Source organism: Synechocystis sp. FACHB-383, assembly GCF_014698605.1.
Taxonomy (GTDB): Bacteria; Cyanobacteriota; Cyanobacteriia; order Cyanobacteriales; family Microcystaceae; genus Synechocystis; species Synechocystis salina.
The window spans coordinates 1-15,281 of record NZ_JACJTJ010000029.1; the positions used below are offsets into that span (position 1 = coordinate 1).

The 15,281-nt window shown below is 38.7% G+C and carries 11 protein-coding genes; 2 read left to right on the plus strand and 9 right to left on the minus strand.

All coding sequences use genetic code 11. The features are described from left to right. On the plus strand, positions 1 to 394 hold a 394-nt coding region (locus tag H6G45_RS06645), incomplete at its 5' end, for a transposase (RefSeq protein WP_190597678.1). A 147-nt stretch (positions 395 to 541) separates the two neighbouring features. Here H6G45_RS06645 and H6G45_RS06650 read toward each other — a convergent pair. The 8 genes from H6G45_RS06650 to H6G45_RS06685 form a co-directional block, all read right to left on the minus strand. Next, positions 542 to 1,687 carry a cysteine desulfurase family protein gene (locus tag H6G45_RS06650; RefSeq protein WP_190597679.1) on the minus strand — a complete coding sequence of 382 codons (1,146 nt, stop codon included), beginning with the start codon at positions 1,685 to 1,687 and terminating at the stop codon, positions 542 to 544. Beyond that, positions 1,684 to 2,604 (minus strand): phospholipase D family protein, encoded by a 921-nt coding sequence (locus tag H6G45_RS06655; RefSeq protein ID WP_190597680.1) that lies wholly within the window; start codon positions 2,602 to 2,604, stop codon positions 1,684 to 1,686. Before H6G45_RS06655 ends, H6G45_RS06650 begins: the two co-directional genes overlap by 4 nt. After that, the gene (locus tag H6G45_RS06660) at positions 2,604 to 4,430 is read right to left on the minus strand and encodes an ATP-binding protein (RefSeq protein WP_190597681.1); all 1,827 of its coding nucleotides are present in this window, start codon (positions 4,428 to 4,430) and stop codon (positions 2,604 to 2,606) included. The genes H6G45_RS06655 and H6G45_RS06660 overlap by 1 nt, the downstream gene beginning before the upstream one ends. Next, a complete protein-coding gene (locus tag H6G45_RS06665) occupies positions 4,427 to 6,034 on the minus strand; it encodes a DEAD/DEAH box helicase (RefSeq protein ID WP_190597682.1) in 1,608 nt (535 codons plus the stop codon). The genes H6G45_RS06660 and H6G45_RS06665 overlap by 4 nt, the downstream gene beginning before the upstream one ends. 3 nt (positions 6,035 to 6,037) lie before the next feature. Continuing rightward, positions 6,038 to 8,260, minus strand: a complete 2,223-nt coding sequence (locus H6G45_RS06670) for a DUF262 domain-containing protein (RefSeq protein ID WP_190597683.1) — start codon at positions 8,258 to 8,260, stop codon at positions 6,038 to 6,040. Between the two features lie 24 nt (positions 8,261 to 8,284). Next, positions 8,285 to 9,082 (minus strand): phosphoadenosine phosphosulfate reductase family protein, encoded by a 798-nt coding sequence (locus H6G45_RS06675; RefSeq protein WP_190597684.1) that lies wholly within the window; start codon positions 9,080 to 9,082, stop codon positions 8,285 to 8,287. 134 nt (positions 9,083 to 9,216) lie between these two features. Then, positions 9,217 to 12,699 (minus strand): hypothetical protein, encoded by a 3,483-nt coding sequence (locus H6G45_RS19355; protein ID WP_242018080.1) that lies wholly within the window; start codon positions 12,697 to 12,699, stop codon positions 9,217 to 9,219. Positions 12,700 to 12,720: 21 nt separating this feature from the next. Continuing rightward, positions 12,721 to 13,638, minus strand: coding sequence for a DUF4007 family protein (locus H6G45_RS06685; RefSeq protein ID WP_190597935.1), 918 nt, complete (start codon positions 13,636 to 13,638; stop codon positions 12,721 to 12,723). Positions 13,639 to 13,969: 331 nt separating this feature from the next. Here H6G45_RS06685 and H6G45_RS06690 point away from each other — a divergent pair, with 331 nt between their 5' ends. Then, positions 13,970 to 14,299, plus strand: a complete 330-nt coding sequence (locus H6G45_RS06690; protein WP_190597685.1) for a MoaD/ThiS family protein — start codon at positions 13,970 to 13,972, stop codon at positions 14,297 to 14,299. A 149-nt stretch (positions 14,300 to 14,448) separates the two neighbouring features. On the opposite strand, the gene rpe is transcribed toward H6G45_RS06690, so the two are convergent. Further along, positions 14,449 to 15,141: a ribulose-phosphate 3-epimerase gene (gene rpe / locus H6G45_RS06695; RefSeq protein WP_190597686.1), complete on the minus strand. Its 693-nt coding sequence runs from the start codon at positions 15,139 to 15,141 to the stop codon at positions 14,449 to 14,451. Positions 15,142 to 15,281: the final 140 nt, after the last annotated feature.

Genomic DNA, 15,281 nt, shown 5'->3' on the forward strand with positions numbered 1-15,281 from the left:
TGGAACTGGAAAGAATAAAATAGAGAGTAGGGTGGTAATGTTTACCCATGATAATTCAGAGTTTAGATTAGTTACAAATTTACCTATAAAAAGCACAGAAATAGAAGGAGTTAGTGATGAAGAAATAGCAGAAATTTATAAAAAAAGATGGCAAATAGAATTGTTATGGAAATTCTTAAAAATGCACTTAAAACTGAATAGGCTGATTGCCAAAAATGAGAATGCAATTGCGATTCAAATTTATACCTGTATAATTGCTTATTTGATACTGAAATTACTGGTAATCCCGAAAGAAGCAGGTACAACAATGTTAGATAAACTACGTTATCTACAGGCTTTCATGTGTGAAAAAATAAGCTATGTACACTGGCTAAGGGAGTTAGCACTAAGGTGATGAATTTGCTTTGCTATAGGGTTATTCTGCTTATTTTTCGGTGGCACATAAATACCATTCAACGTTTCTGGTTTACAAGATTTAGAAGCCGGAGCAATTTTATCTGTTGATGATGAAAAAATTCGGATTCGTTATTTACCTATTTAGTCAATTCCAAGATATTTGTACGGCTTGAATCACTTTAGCCAGAATATCCGCTGCTTGTTCAATGTCTGCATCGGTTGTAAATTTGCCTATGCCAATCCGTAAGGCTCCATCCATGAAGTTATCAGGGAGATTCATCGCTCTCAACACATGGGATGGCGTAATTGTTCCGCTGGAGCAAGCTGAGCCAGTGGAAATGGCTATTTGCTCCCGAATTCGGGCAATGATAGCGCTGTTGGGGATATCGGGAATGGCGATATGCAGGTTTCCCGCCAAACGTTGGGACTGGTTGCCGTTAACGATAATCTCTGGAATGACTGTTTGGAGCCTGGTTTGGAGATAATTTCGTTTTTGAGCGATCGCCGTTTCATCGACCTCCATTTCTAATTGACGTAAACGACAGGCTTCACCGAGTCCAACAATGCCGGGAAGATTTAATGTGCCAGGGCGTAGTCCTTGCTGCTGTCCACCACCCAAAAATAAGGGTTCAAGGCGATGATTAGTTTTACGGATGAGTGCGCCAATGCCTTGGGGAGCATAGAGTTTGTGGCCAGACATAGCCAGCAGAGTGATACCCCGATCCTGAAAATTAATGGGAATTTTACCGATCGCCTGGGATGCGTCACAGAGGAAAGGAACAGAGTAGCGTTTGGCGATCGCCGCAATCGATTCAATAGGGTAGATGGTTCCGACTTCATTATTGGCTGCCATGACGCAGAGCAGGTCTAAGCCTTGGTGACAGACTTCTTCGATTTCATTGAGGTTGAGATTTGCTTGGGAATCAACGGGTAAAACGATCAATTCGATGCGTCCTTGTTTTTCGAGGTGGCGACAGGTATCAAGAACGGCTTTGTGCTCGACGGCGGAGATGGCAATGCGGGGAATTTGCTGTTGCCTTTCTAGGGCTGTGCCTTGGATAGCAAGGTTAACACTCTCGGTTGCGCCTGAGGTGAAAATAATTTCCTTGGGGCGGCAGTTAATGAGTTCAGCGATTTGTTGTTTAGCTTGATCAACAGCGACACGAGCATGATCACCAACGGCATGGTCAACACTGCTAGCGTTTCCAAATTGATTAGTCATAAATGCCAAGACTTTTTTGGCAACCCTGGGATCAACGGGGGTTGTGGCATGGTAATCCAGGTAAATCATTTTTTACAGCGATAAAAAACTTCCGAGTAGTTAAAGACCTTATAAGAGTAGCAATCCGGTAAAAAATATAATAACCATCGCATTAAAGTTTGCCATGTATGAGAAGAGTCTAAGCTAAGATTTATTTCAGTTAAAAAGTGATCAATAATATTCTTCATTTCGCCAAATCTGCGAGGCTTATTTAAATGTTTATCTATGTACTGGATAATCGGTGTTTGTTTTAAAGCTAAAGCAATATACAAGTTAAAATTTTTCTCTGATAATCCTTGGGTAAAAGAAAGATATTCTAGTTCTTGTTTTGCCAGTTCTTTGCCTGTTGTGGTCAACCGTTCCCATTGATCAGAGTAAGCAAGGTAAAGTTCTTGCGGATTTCTCAATAATGGAATCCAATTAGGATTGACTTCAAATATGGAGAAGTTGGACGGAGAGTTAAGTTCAAGCTTAATATCAATATTTTCTATCAGATTTTTATAGGCTTCATAAATATCTTGCGTGACTAAAAAACTTTGAGAAATAAGATTTTCTTCAAAATCTTGAAGAGACTTATCGGTAAATGAGCAACAAATAAGTAATTCTAAATTAGATTGTTTGTTAAATCCCAAGCCTCGATTTGTTAAATTTGCTGAACCAAGTAAACACAAGTCATCAAAACGATAATATTTTGCGTGTAAATATTGACATAAAAACAACTGAGATCTTTCACGATCATTAATTAGATTCCAAATTTCTATGTCACTAACGCCTCCAAGAATTTCTTCAGGAATCCATCGGGTGACAATTATCAAATCAATGTTTTCTGAAGTTTTATCTAAAATTTGAGACAGTACACTTTGTTTGATAAAGGGAGCAACTAATACCAATTCAATTTTAGTATTGTCTGTACGAGACAGAATATTATTACCTAGGTCTTGATACATTATTCGCTTCTCAAGAACTCTCCAGCAACTAAACCCCAATCTCTCCTAGCACGGCTTGCATTTTGCTTTAATTCTCCTGGAGGTAATTCGTCTTCATATCTTGCCCAAGCCATGATGAGTAATTCTAGACCATCTAATGCATTAATCAATCTATTTTTTAGAGTTTCGATGTCAGCATCTTCTACATTTTTTTCTAAAATTTCAACTAAATTGTTATATGCCGGATGATTCATATTGAGGGTGACCATCACAGAACCCCCTTTAGATTTAACAGAAAAGAATGCATCATTATCGTCAAGGTAAGCTTTTGTCCAAGTATATTTGAAATTATTTTCTACAGTGATATCTGCGATTTCTGTTGCTTGAGTTTCTGTAAATCCATCATTAATTAATGTCTCTTTAATTTCCGCTTTCTTTTGAGGTATTGGTAAAATTTCTGTTTTATCACTTTCTCCAGCATAGCCTTTTCTTTGACGCTCTCTAGTCACAAGAGTTGCTGATTCTTCTACTTTGTAAGGATCATGGCGTTTGTTAGAATTGTCTTTTCTTGTACCTTTGGTTTGATTTTTTAATAGTTTGCGAATTAAAGACAAATTATTATCTATTTTATGAACAATTTTAATCAATAGAGCGTTGGGATCGTTACTTTGCTCTAGTTCTTGGATATATTCATGAATAGTTTTGCCATCTTCTACTAATGAATCTAAGTCTATTTCAAGGAATTCTTTAAAATTGCGTGCAGATTGTTTATTATTAGTTACACCAAAAATTTCATCGAGGGCAGGAGGGAATTCGACTTCAACCCCCCACCAACGCTCAGTTGGATCGTGGGTATTTACCATTCCCGCATCAAGCTCTAGCTCTCTTCCAGCCCTGACAATTGAAACGCCTAAGTTTTTTGATGCGTGTTTACCATGAAGCTTTCCACCGGGATTTTGACCTTGACGAGCCTCTTCGCTGGCATAGGAGAATCTAACTGAAACAATATGCTCTTTGCCATTCAAAAGATAAGGAAATTTTACAATATCATCTTCACTATCTTCCCAAGGAATAAACATGGAACGATTTGAAAAGGGCTCCGGACAAGATGTTTTCTCCATTAAATACATTGGATCATTCGGTAAAGCATTTTGATCAATTTTAGAGCTATAGTATAAGTCCTCCAAATCAAAAGTGACCAGTCTAATTTGAACATCACCTTTATGAAGAAAGCGACGGTATATCCTACCAATTAATAATTCTGAATTATTGATAATTGCCTTGCCTGTACGCCACATACAGCGATCAATTTTTGACCAAACCACTAAAGTTCCTGAGTTACGAAAACTCTTCCCTACTTGTCGCCATACTTGAGGAATTTGTTTTGAAGTGGGCGTAGGAACTTCCGTAATTTGTTTTTCTTTGATTTCATCAATATCCAAATAGGTATAAAGCGCATTTTCTACACTATCAGTCCATGACCAAACATCAACTCTCTGGCATTGGGAAATCGAAGATGAGGGTAATCCCATGCCGAAGCGACCAATACCCGTATGTTTATTCGACTCTAGATATGTGCCATTACCAAATTGTAAGGCAAGGCGTAAAACATCGGCACTCATGCCACTGCCATTGTCTAACACACCTATTTGATGAATTTGATTAGTGGCTCTTTGTCCTGTTTTATTTTTGACTTCACCACAAAGTAATTCTACTTGAGTGGCTCCTGCTTGGATGGCATTGTCCATTAATTCCGCGATCGCATAGGCAGCATTTTTATAGCCGTTATCTCGCATTGCAGTAACAGCTAGGTGAGCAGGTACAATTTCATGAGTTTTCTGGGTCATGGTTTTTTCCTCCAAACGTCTTCCCAATTGTGAAAAGCTTCTGTAACAGATCCGAAACCAGGGAGCTGATTATCAACTACAGTAACAATTTCGGCAGTTTCATTGCCTCCGGCTTTAACCCCTCGAATAGCTCTACCCACCATTTGGCTATAGAGGACGAGAGACTTGGTTGGTCTGGCAATGACTGCGGCACTTGTTTTCGGGGCATCGAATCCAGTGGTTAAAACCCCGTAATTACATAAAATTTTAGATTCTGGGTCATCATTCTTGAAATTACTGATAATTTTTTCTCGGTCAACTCTAGGAGTTTCACCTGTGACAACTTCGGCTGAATACCCCCTCACTTTTAACACGGTAGAAATCACTTTGGTGTGGTGTACTGATATTGCAAAAAAGATAATCCGTTGATGACGTTGAATTAGATCTTCCAATTCTAGGATGATGCGTAAGTTGCGTTGCTCATCTTCTTCTAGTCGCTTGAGAATAGCATTCGGAATTTCCAACTGTTGATGAATTTTGTCTATGTCTTGCAGACTAAGTTCTACACCACTGTCATAAAATAAGGAACGATAATTTGCTTTAGCAAGGTATTGTTGATCAACTAAATAATCAACTGGGCTGTCATATCCTTTTACTTCAAGAGTAACTTTATTGTTAGCGAAGAATTTGGAAAGTTTGGCATCAGCATTAATATTATTCCACGTTCTTCCTGGAGTTGCAGTCAATCCTAGGAGAGCATTTTTTTCATAGGGAACAACTAAAGCATCTAAAACTAAACTATAGGTTTGAGCTATTGCTTGATGTGCTTCATCAATAATAACTAAAGAAGAGCGTGCCCCTAGTTGATTAATAAACTGAATATTTTTTTTTGTTGAATTATAAACTTTCGAGAGTCCAGCAACAACAAACCCATCTCGAATATTAGCTAAATCTAAATCATGCTTCCCCCAAAATCGATATACGGATAGGGGGCGATCGCCAAGAAAACTCCATGCTTTATGAAATTCCTGAACGGCTTGTTCACAAAGTTCTTCGCTATAGGCTAGCCAAATTATCAGTGTAGGTTCATTAGCTCTCAAATGATCAGCAATAATATTCATCGCTGTTCGAGTCTTACCTGCCCCGGTAGGCATGTGGAGAATTACTCGATAGGGATCTTTCTTTAGATATTGTTTTATCTTGAAAGCCGCATGACGTTGATGGGCAAATAAACTATATTTAGGATATAAAATCTCCTCTGAAATAATTTCTATGTTTATCTCTTGATGATTACTTTGAATAGGCACTTCAAAAAAACGAAATAAATCTCTTTCTCTTTCAGAACCTTTTGGTATTTTAATTGACTCTAACGATTCAGCATTATCATATGATAAATCTAATATAGTAGCAAGAATCTTTTGTTGTTTAGCACTCAGCAAAGAAAAAATAATATCTCTTGTTTTTTTTTCGATTAATAAAATTTTGGCATCAATAGTTTTAATTAAATAATTTTCTATATAGTTATCTGAACTATAACCTAGAGCTTGCAAGAGCTTTGATGTGTCTTGATCAAGCAGACTAGATATTTTTCCTGAATTAGCTTTTAACAGAGAATATAGTTCCACGTTTTATTCGACCTCTAAAAGTTTTTCTAATTTACTTTTTACGTTTCTGCTCAATTCATCAAATCTACTCTCTAAAACTTCTGAATAAAAATCATTGTTAAAACTATTTGGAGCTTGTTTTAGTTTACTCTCCATCGAGGTAGGGATTATATGATCATCTAGAGAAATACTTGTTAATTTTTCAAGGTATAACTTAGGGGATAAATCACTAATCTTTCGATTAGCAACTTTAGAAATATAAGTAAGATTTAATGGCGAATTGAGAATATGTTTTTTATCTTTTCTAAGAGTTTTCGTACTTTCTTCAATCTTCGTTGCTTTACTTAAAGGAATAATGTGATGCGTTTCTAGTGATTTGTCCTCATCCTTAGCAATCTCCCATGAGCTCAACCTCTGGGAAGATAAATCACCATAATCAATTAATTTAAGTAAAAAGTCTTTTGGATTTTTGCTCAAGATAAATTGAAGAATTGCAGTTTTAATAGCTGTGGATGGCAGGTTTTCTTCTTGCTGATGTAGCAATAATGCTTTTGTTGCATAATCATCTTTATTCAAGACATTAGGTTCGTCTGCCTTAAATGGGTTTTCATAATCTTCAATAAAACACCATTTATACAACTTTTTGAGATCTTCAATACATTGTTCATTTTGCCTATCTCTATAACGACCAGAAAATAAGCTAAGCCAATACCAGTATTCGATTTTGTTTAGTAAGGTATCGTCATAATTAAAAGATAATTCTAATGAAACCTGAGTATTGTCTAATTGTTCTTCTTCTTTCAAGGATTTCAAATCGCTTTGAAAAAAGCAGTACGCAATGGGTAAAAGCATAAGCTTGTAATGCAGATCACCAATGAAAGTTATACCACATCGAAACTGAACAAAAGAAAGGGCTTTGACCAAAGAAGATACAGCAATATAGATATTTGCCATAATCTGGTCTGGCTTTAAATTCAATATCTTCTTCTTTTTAATATAATCAACACTTATTTTGTCAATATTAAAATCCTTACTTAAAGAAAAAGAAACAATTGACAAGATATTAAGTAATTCTTCTTGGAAAACTTTATCTAGAGAATTATCCTTAAGTACTTTTATTAATTCTGGCTTCCAATCAATTAAAGTGCTCGTAGAATTACCGGATAAACTTTCTGGTATTTTAAACTCTTGAGATAACCAGTCTTTTAGTGTATCAACCAATGATCGAGTACCCGCTCTTGCTGTTTTTGCAACAATAAGATCAAAGTTATTTAAAGGTGTCCCCGATTCATTTATCGTTTCAAAAATTGCAGCAGCTCTAGCGATTTCATCTGTTGGTAAAATAGTCTCTAGAAGCTCAATTTCTAATAAGCTTTCTAGAGCAGCGTTAATATCTGTTGACCACTGAGCGGCTAAATCACGTAGCGCATCATCAAGATCAGATTCAGAAGAATCATTGTTAATGCCAGGCTCAATATGACCGAGAAGTGTGTTGGCATTTATCTTATTGTCCTTGATTTTTGCAAGAAGATGCTCTCGTTGTTCGTTGGCGATTTGCTTTAACACTCGTTTATGTATAGAAGTACTGTCAGAGCCCTTTTTATAAATTTCATATAAAGGGACAAGCTTTTTAGCTGCAAATTGTTTCGAGAGAGCAAGCGCTTTTTGATTATCATCTTCAATTAAATTATTATCATTATCTTTCGGAACATATGCAGGATGATAATTTTTTTCTTCTGCATCTTTAACAAGAATTTGATAAATAAAAATATAATCTTGGAGTTGCTCAGGCTCGTACTGAGATAAAGATTCTTTGTTAAATCTCAAGCTTTCAAAACCAAAAATATCATCTTCACTTGAAGCTATATGAATTCTTAAAAACCATCGACATCTTAGAGGACGATATAATTGATTCCATGTATCTTTCCATGAATCTTTACCTGACAAACATAAGTCATCAAACACACTTTTAATACAGGAAAGTCTTTGTTGACCATCTAATAAAAATCTACATTCTTCTACTGGTTCTGAGGAGATAGCAAAACCTAATTTTCGAGATGGAAAGTCATCTTTACGTCCCTTGAGAATTAATACACTACCGATCGGTAAACCAACAATCAAAGAGGAAAGCAATTTTTTTTGTTTTTCAATACTCCAAACAAAGTCTCTTTGAAAATCTGGTAAAACAATAGCCCCTCGTGCTTCTTCTTTAAAAAAATTTCTTAAAGTCTCTTTAGAAAATTCCATAATAAAATTTTTTATTTTTTAAAGTTATAAATGACATGCTAAGCAAGGTAGTCCCATATCCTCTTCTTCTAAAACACTTTCTAAGGCTTCTGATAAAGGTCGATTTGGAGCAGATTTTGTTTCTCGTTGCATTGCTTTTTTATGCTTTGCAACAATTTCTTCCTTTCTAGTTAAAAGCTCCCGTAGCGTTTCCCCCTGAGTCCAGGTATAGGTACGGCCATCACTGTGGTTTTCTTCATAGGCGATCGCCTGTTTAAACAGATCTGGATGTTCCTCTGCCAGCATTACCCATTCATACTTACGCTGGAAAAAGCAGAAAAAACAACCTGAACGACTACGCCATCGATAATAATCTGGCATTCCGATCCCACTCTCTTCAAGGATGCGGATAATATCTGCCTTCACTAAGCCACGTTCCTTAAAAGGAAACACTGGTTTTATATTTGGCTTTGTTGAGATGTAACCATCTCGATTTTCGTCCGCTCGGATGCCTATATAACTGATGGCATCATCATCACCAACAAAATCTTCAAATGGCTTGATTTTCATCATGCTCGTACACCAGCGCATTTGAGGTGATGGCAACATTCCACCATGAAGATCTAGGAGGTGATCAAATCCTCGATTTTCGCTCAGATAATTAATTTTGATCCCTAACCTAGCCTTAATTCGATCAAGATAATCATAGGTTTCCTGAAGCTCTTTATGGGTATCACAGAAAAAATACTCTAAATCTGGAATTTCCTTATGCAGTAACACAGCTAAGGCCGTTGAGTCTTTGCCTCCAGATAGTCCTAGAACTTTTCGTACTTTTTTACTCACGCATTACCCCAATGGTATGGGACTCAAGCCAGTATGTTAACACCTAAATCATAAAGCCAAACAAATTAATTTACAAAACTCAACAACTTACCTTCTATGGTATATGTAACTTTTATTTTCCCTGTCATTCCTTGTTATTCCTTGAGGCGATTTTTTCGCTTTAATTTGCCTAATTGCTCTTTATCTAATCGTTTTAGGAGAGTTTCCATTAATTCCATCAGGATAACTTGCTGTAACTGAGGATCTTCCTTGTCTATCTCCCCTAAGATTCTATTGAGTGTTTCCTGAGCCTGGGCCTTACGTTGGCGTTCAATCCACACCATTCGATTTTCCTCTTGCCCATCAGGACGAGTAACCGTTATTCTGCGGGCTTCGTAGGTATCTCCCTTCGGCTCAATATCTTTCTGTAATGCTTCTAAGTTTTTGAAGCGGCGTGATATATCCGCTAACTTGATCTCAAACTGAGTTTCATCTTGATCCGTCCATGACTCTGCTGGCTTATCTGCAATAATCATTAGCAACGCTTCCAACCATTGTCGATCTGGAACACTGTGATCACAAGCAGCAATTAAAAATCGTTTCAGTAATGGTTCAACACATTGATCAAATAAAAATTTGGAACGAGTTCCCAAATCCTCTCGAAGTTTAATGGAATCTTTTTGAATTCCAAATGCTTGATAAATTAAAAACTGACAGCGAGATAACAATGCATCATAGGCTCCGTGAATTTCCTTTAAAACCTCAACTAGTTTTCTTTTCAATAGTTGGGCTTTATGAGTTTGATTTTCATCACTATCTGTTAAAATCGGTTCGAGTCCTAAAGCTTCAGGAATTCCAACAAATAAGAGTTCATCGGGTTCAACAGTTTTTTTTAAGATTGACAGAGTTTTTCTGGCTTCTGGAGAACATTGTTGGGATTGCTGAGTATAACGAGGAAGTTTTTTGGCAAATTGGTATAAAGGCGATACAACCGTTAAAAGAGTAGTATTTCGCATCGCACCAACTGGTTTTAAATTCGGCGATTTGAGAATACTTTCTAGTTCTTTAAATACTTCTGCGCGAATACCTGCAATTTCAAATGACTTGACCGCAAACCGCTCTGGATAACGTATCAATAGCTCAAGATGCTCCACCCCTAACAAAGGAATAAAAGTCCCATCTTGATAAATGCCAATATCATCCATGTGATGGATTAAAACCGCAGTCAACAAAATTGGAATAACACCTTGTTTAATTCCATAGGGAGGTTGCTCTATTTTTTTGTATAGGCCATCTAGTGTCCTGGGTTTTTCCTTAGCTTCCATACAAAAATCTTCAATTGCTTCCCAAGCCGTAGCAAGACCAGATTCCGGCTTAGGCGGCATAAATCCCCATTCATCATCCATAAATAGACGATGAATATGGCTTACTTCTAGCAATGATGCATACATGGTCACTTCTGGGCCATAACCTTCCAAACCTAGCCGTGGATATTCACTTTTTTCGATCATCGCTACAATTAACTCGCGCCGTGCTTTACTACCTTGGGAGGTTAATTCTCGTCGATTGATCAGTTCATTATCGAGTTGAATACCTTTTACATAAATCTGATCACAAAGCGCCGAAAGTTTTGACTGCAAAGTCCGCGCATGTTTAACAATTACAACCTCCCCTGTTATCCAGCATTTATTTTTACTAGATGACCAACTAAATGCTTTTGCAATTGCTTCATCTAGTAAACGTTCAGCTTCTAGTAGTCGATGTCGAACTTCACGACGAGCAACACCATCATTTTGTAACTCTGGGGCATTTTTATAGATAATTTGAAGTGCCTGAAACTCCCTACTCCGTGTTCTCAGTAAATCAAAACTATGAATAGCGATCAGAATTAGCGGTTTATGATCCGCTGTTAATTTGGGAGGATCTTGAATAATTTCAGTATCCAGCCAATAAAGAATTAAACCATCAAAGCTTGGATCGGAACAGGTTAAATTTTCCCACTGTTCAGTTCCATCAGTGTAACGTTGCTCAAAATAACGCAAATTACCTGTTTGATTGTAATGTCTCTGGGCAACTAAAGGCTTTAATGGATAGACTTCTTGCAATAAATCAGCTAGACGACTGCGGTTCTTTTCGATCTGTTCGGCGATCGCCAACTCCACATTAAAATCAGATCCTTCCCAAATACGTAACTCATCCAACTGGCGACGATGGGTAATTAAACCCTTTTGCATTAACCCTTCAATTTCAGCTTGCCAGTAATCAGATTGCTCACTGTCTGCTTGATCACATAACGCCCAAGTAACTAACGCCGAAGTTGCCTTCAGGTTGCCTGTCGTTGTTACCAAGTTCAAAATCCCCACAGTTTTCAGAACTTCGAGTGTTTGGGGAGATTGATCACGAGCATCTTCAATTAATCCTTGAATTTCTACCCACCGTTGCAGATTCAACCGAGACGCCAATCCCGTCACCGTTTCTACAAAATAGTCATATAAATGATGAAGTTTTAGGGTAGGTAAACTAAAGTCAATAGCAATCGTCTCTAAAAAGTGCTTAAAAGAATGGGGTTCATCACTCGTTAAAAACGTAAACAGTGATCGATCATTTTGAGCATAGCGAGTGCATAAAAGCGGTAATACAAACGCTGTGAGCGGATGCAGCGGATAAACTCGTGTCAATAACTCCGGTGTTGTTTCCTGATCGCCAATTAAACCCGATAATGTCTGATGCCATTGCCCACTTTTTTCTTGAACCGTCTCTAGGATTGATTCAGCCTTTTCCCGATCAATCACCTGAGCAATTAATCGAGTCATTTGATTTGGTGATTCTGTAAACGGAATATCTTCAAATCGACCTTGAATCTTATTCCACTCATTCTGCTCTGTCACCGACAGGCGATCGCCGTAGCCCCCAAAAGATTGATGAAGTAGACCAATAAAGTAAACTTGGTTTTCCCCAGTGAGCGACAATTCTGCTAATTGTTGAAGAAGATATAAATCTGTAATCCCTTGATTTTGGGCAGCATACTCTAAGTTTTTGCCCAATTCATCCACGATTATTAACAACGGCGTATTGGCCATCGCCACCAACTCTTTAATCGCCCGTAAAATAGACTTCGGCGTAACCTGACGATCCCCTGTCTCTGCTTCAAATTTCCAATCCGTGAGTTGACGCAGTAATTTATCTGCCCGTTGATTTTTTGAAAAAAAGTCCTCTGCCCCTTGGGATAATGCACGGGCCAATGTCCAGGTTAAGGGTTCCTGTTGACCTGTTGCAAAAGCCACCACTAAGCCTTGGTTAGGCAAAGCGGCGATCGCCTCTAGAATCGGGTTTGTCGGTTTCAAAAATCGCTCTGCAATTGTGACAGCAACGTTATGAACTTCCGTATTTTTTGGCGTACAAAGACTTGCTAAAAAATGAATAAAGGCAGACTTTCCCGTTCCGTATACCCCTGTCAATGTCCAGGCACGATGGGTCTTAGATTTTGAGAATGCAGGTAAAATCCGCTCTAATGTCGCCGTAGAACGCTCTGTAAGAACATAACCTTCAACCGTGCTTGCTTTGCCTAAATCTCGTTCTAAATTGACTGAACGATAATAACGGCGATGTATCTGGAAGTATTGGCTTAGGGTAGTCACGATTGCTTAAATCAATAAATACTAAATATCAGCGTAATAGGTTTCTAGGACTTGGTTAGCTAATGCTATCGGCTCTGAATCAAACCAGAATTGCAATTTACCGGCCGCATCTTCTAGCCCTAACTGGTTGTGGCTACGGCCAACTGTCTCTATTGCACCGCATAAACTACTCTCTGTTAACTTAAAAACCATTCCCGGACTCCCTTCATCATAAAGGAGCTTGGCTAAAGGAATTGTCCGCGCCGTTTCATTAACTCGCTGAGCGTAGTTCAAGACTGCATACAAAATGACTTCAGGGACTAAGGTGGGTTTATATCCTAAACGGAACAAATAATGATTGCCACCGGCTGGACTAATCAATCCTAAATCCACAAAAGGACAATCTAATGACTCTTCACTGGCAATAAACTTTTTAACATTAGGTTGCTTAGCATACATCCTAAGCAAACAACTGACATCTTTTTTTAGGGAAGACTCAGCAATATTCCCCGATAGGCGATCGCCGTAATCTAATAACGCATCCAACAAGTCACGGTCGGTAAATTCCAAACGATTAAATTGATTAAATGTGAACCACCAAGCCGAGGCTAAACATGGCGTTTCCAGTAACTTCCAGTGTAATAACCATAGCGATGCGGGATCTTCCAAATAAGAATCCCATCCCTGATCTCCCAGTAATGCCTCTCCAAAAATCGTTGGTTGATCATCTTCCAACAACTTAAAGGCTTCGCACCAGTAGCGAATTGACCGCACCATATTCTTCCCGACTCCGAGCAACATTGGTGCATCTTCTACCAAGAAAATACGCGAATTAGCCTTTGCACGATCAAATCCTTTTTTTAGCCAACCAAAACGGGGATGAAATGTCTCATGTCTTGCAAAGATAGGCTTTAATTGATTTTGATGTTTTGGAATATCAAGACCAAGCTGAACTCTCATAGTCATACAACTAACTTAAAATTCTATTATTGATATTGTTAATCTTGTTAAAGTAAATAAAAAATCACTTACGGGTTTGAAATTAAAACCTGGAGATAACATAAATTTATTGATTCCCCACTCACAAAATAACTTTAAAAAAATAAGACTTGCAACAATTCTTTAACTTGTCGATCAAGTGATTAACCTTAACATTTTTTGCGGCAAGCTACATTAGCTATAATGAACCACTTTAAGTCTGCTTTGAATTCCAAATCTAGTATCCTAGGATGGAATTGGTTCACAGTGACTAACTTGACGTTGAAGGGACTTTAGCGGTCTAATCGATCTAGTGGTTTCACCGGCTTTGCCCCGGTTGAGCAATCCTCTTTTTTTTGCAAATATCATGACGGTTAAAGTTCTTATTCCGACTCCGCTACAAAAGTTCACCAGTGGTCAAGCCACCATTGATTGTGAAGCCGCTGACGTAGGGCAGTTGATTGAAGCTCTAGAAGCTAGTTGTCCCGGTATTAAGGCCCGGCTGTGCGACGAAGAAGGCAAACCCCGCCGCTTTCTCAATTTTTACGTCAACGAAGAAGACATCCGCTTTTTGGAAGGTACAGACACAACCCTGAGTGCAGGAGATGAAGTAAGTATTGTGCCCGCCGTAGCTGGGGGTTAACGATCGCCGATCGCCAAATTAAGCAGAGGTGAAAAAAGCAATTCACCTCACAATGGTCCCGGGGGATTCCTTCCTGGGATTTTGTTGTGGCAGGAAATGGGGGTTGAACAACGCCCCCTAGTTTCCCTATTTTGTCCATCGGTCCAGGTTTACACCGTTAGTAGTTGGGGTTCCGGACGTTTGCTGTTTCGCACTCCGGTGATCGCCTCAGCGTAATCGGGGGCATTGAACACAGCGGAACCGGCCACAATGGCATTGGCTCCGGCCTCTAGCACTTGCCAGGTGTTATTGGGTTTGAGGCCACCGTCCACTTCGATCCAGGGATCCAGGCCCCGTTCATCACACATTTGGCGTAGGGCACGGATTTTGGGTAACACTTCGGGAATGAAGCTTTGACCACCAAAGCCGGGATTGACGCTCATGATCAAGATTAGATCACAGACGGGTAATACATATTCAAGAAAATCAAGGGGAGTAGAAGGATTGAGCACCGCCCCGGCCTTTTTACCCAATTCCCGAATTTGACAAAGGGTACGATGCAAATGGGGAGAAGCGTTGTGCTCCACATGGACAGAAATAATGTCAGCACCGGCCTTGGCAAAATCTTCGACGTACTTTTCCGGTTCAACGATCATTAAATGAACGTCCAAGGGTTTTTTGGTCAAGGGACGAATAGCGTCCACAATCAGTGGGCCAATGGTGATATTGGGCACAAAGCGGCCGTCCATCACATCAACGTGGATCCAATCAGCCCCAGCTTCGTCCACGGCTTTAATTTCTTCACCTAAGCGGCTGAAGTCCGCTGACAAAATTGAGGGAGCAACGACGATATTTTTGGGCATGGGAAGGGTCTCTAAGTATTTCAACTCATAAACAAGCTTGAAATTCAGTGTAAACAATTACGGTCAATTGTAGTAGGCCCCCAAAGCCGGCCTTTAAAATAGAAAATAGTCCGTTAGAACAAATTAGAAGCCAAATTTAA